This is a genomic window from Pantoea sp. GbtcB22 (genome assembly GCF_019091025.1).
Lineage (GTDB): Bacteria > Pseudomonadota > Gammaproteobacteria > Enterobacterales > Enterobacteriaceae > Pantoea > Pantoea leporis.
Genome location: NZ_JAGXKB010000282.1, coordinates 1 through 265, shown reverse-complemented (window position 1 = coordinate 265; position 265 = coordinate 1). Strand labels below are relative to the sequence as shown.

Here is a 265-nt window from a genome sequence, read left to right as displayed (position 1 = left end):
AGCGAGCCGGTGGCGAAGTTACCGGCGCGCAGTGAGATGGCGAACACCATCAGCGGCGGAAACAGGATTCCCGCAATAAACATCAGCAGCAGCAGATGCGGCATCAACAGACGCAACTTTTGCGATTTGGGTTGCACCATAGCCATAACGCCTCCTTAATCCAATTTCATCCGCACGGCTTTAAGATTGATTACCGCCAGCGCGCCCACCAGCAGGAAGATCAGCGTGGGGATCGCCGCCGCCCGACCAAAGTCCTGTCCGCCGC

General features: G+C 58.1%; 1 protein-coding gene and 1 pseudogene. Both read right to left on the bottom strand.

Translation table 11 applies throughout. The features are described 5' to 3' along the window. Nucleotides 1–146, bottom strand: a pseudogene (gene malG / locus KVT28_RS25295) (maltose ABC transporter permease MalG); the annotation flags it as partial. Between the two features lie 9 nt (nt 147–155). Further along, the coding region (locus tag KVT28_RS27940) for a hypothetical protein (RefSeq protein ID WP_254633661.1) at nt 156–265 on the bottom strand (110 nt) is incomplete at its 5' end.